The sequence below is a fragment of the Streptomyces sp. 150FB genome (assembly GCF_000818195.1).
Lineage (GTDB): Bacteria > Actinomycetota > Actinomycetes > Streptomycetales > Streptomycetaceae > Streptomyces.
The window spans coordinates 9,433,516-9,435,415 of sequence record NZ_JTHL01000001.1; the positions used below are offsets into that span (position 1 = coordinate 9,433,516).

General features: G+C 73.5%; 2 protein-coding genes. Both read left to right on the forward strand.

The genetic code is table 11. The features are described from left to right. A partial coding sequence (locus QR77_RS40330; RefSeq protein ID WP_040026866.1) for an acyl-CoA synthetase occupies positions 1–1,252 on the forward strand: 1,252 nt, incomplete at its 5' end. Beyond that, positions 1,245–1,900: carboxyl transferase domain-containing protein (locus QR77_RS40335; protein ID WP_347359820.1), on the forward strand; the 656-nt coding region annotated here is incomplete at its 3' end. The genes QR77_RS40330 and QR77_RS40335, both read left to right, overlap by 8 nt.

Consider the following 1,900-nt stretch of genomic DNA (forward strand, 5'->3'; position numbering starts at 1 on the left):
GCTCAACCCGAGGAGCGGCGAACGCGAGCTGGCGCACATCCTCACCGACAGCGCGCCCACCCTTCTGCTCGCCGAGCCCGGCGCCGAACTGCCGGCGGCCCTCGGCTCGCTGGACCGGCTCGACGTGACGGCGGACCTGGCCGGCACGGACGGCGGTACGGACGGCGGCCCGGCGGTGCCGCTGCCCGCCGAGCCCTCGCCCGAAGCGCCCGCGCTGATCGTCTACACCTCCGGCACCACCGGCCCCCCGAAGGGAGCCGTCCTGCCGCGCCGCGCCGTCACCGCCACCCTCGACGCGCTGGAGGACGCGTGGCAGTGGACCGGCAGTGACGTGCTCGTGCAGGCGCTGCCGCTCTTCCATGTCCACGGCCTGATCCTCGGGATCCTCGGCCCGCTGCGCAGGGGCGGCTCCGTACGCCACCTCGGCAGGTTCGACACCGCCGGAGTCACCCGCGAACTCTCCTCGGGCGCCACGATGTTCTTCGGTGTACCGACGATGTACCACCGGATCGCCGAGGCACTCCCCGGCGACCCCGCCCTCGCCAAGGCGCTGGCCGGGGCGCGGCTGCTGGTGTCGGGGTCCGCCGCGCTTCCCGTCCACGACCACCGGCGGATCGCTGACGCGACCGGACGGCGTGTCGTGGAGCGCTACGGCATGACCGAGACACTGATGAACACCAGCGTCCGCGCGGACGGCGAACCGCGCGCCGGGACCGTCGGTGTCCCGCTGCGCGGCGTCGGGCTGCGACTGGTCGACGAGTCGGGCGCCGTGATCGACACGCCCGACGGCGAGACGGTCGGCGAGATCCAGGTCAAGGGCCCGAACCTCTTCAGTGAGTATCTGAACAGGCCCGAAGCGACGGCCGCCGCCTTCACCGACGGCTGGTTCCGTACGGGGGACATGGCGATCCGCGACCCCGACGGCTATGTCCGTATCGTCGGCCGGCAGGCCACCGACCTGATCAAGAGCGGCGGCTACAAGATCGGCGCGGGCGAGATCGAGAACGTACTGCTGGAGCACCCCGGTGTACGGGAGGCCGCCGTCACCGGGGAGCCCGACGACGACCTCGGGGAGCGGATCGTGGCCTGGATCGTCCCGGCGGACGACGGCGAGCCGCCGGCGCTCGAAGAGCTGGCTGACCATGTCGCCGCACAGCTCGCCGCGCACAAGCGGCCGCGTGTGGTGCGCTATCTGGAGGCGCTGCCGCGCAACGACATGGGCAAGATCATGAAGCGCTCGCTCCATGGCTGAGGACGGAAGGCGTACCGCGCGCGAGGCGATCGCCGTACTCACCGGCGCCGCCGGTTCGTTCACCGAACTCCCCGAGCCGCCACACGCCTCCCCGGAGCCGGACGGACCGCTCGGCTGGGAGGGGTACGACGCGCTGCGCGCGCGGGCTCGGGCGCGTACGGGCGAGAGCGAGTCCGTCGTCATCGGCACCGGGCACGTCGGCGCCACCGAAGTGGTCCTGATCTCCTTCGAGTTCGGCTTCCTCGGCGGGTCGCTGGGGGAGCGCACCGGCGACCTGCTCGAAACCGCTCACACGCATGCGCGCGAGCACGGACTGCCGGTGGTCTCGCTGATCGCCACCGGTGGCAGCCGGATGCAGGAGGGCATGCGCGCGCTGCTCCAACTCCAGCGGGTGGCACGGCAGTCGGCGCTCACCCGGGCGGCCGGCAACCCGCAGCTCGCGGTGGTGCGCGACCCCACGGCGGGCGGCGGCTGGGCCACCCTGGGCGCGGGCGCTGATGTCATTCTGGCGCTGGAGGGCGCGCGGATCGGCTTCGCGGGCTCCCGGGTACGCCCGGCGGGCGCCGACCCGGGCGCCTACACCGCGGCGGCGCAGTTCGCGGCCGGCCACATCGACGCGGTGGTCAGGGAGGACGACCTGGGCGCCAC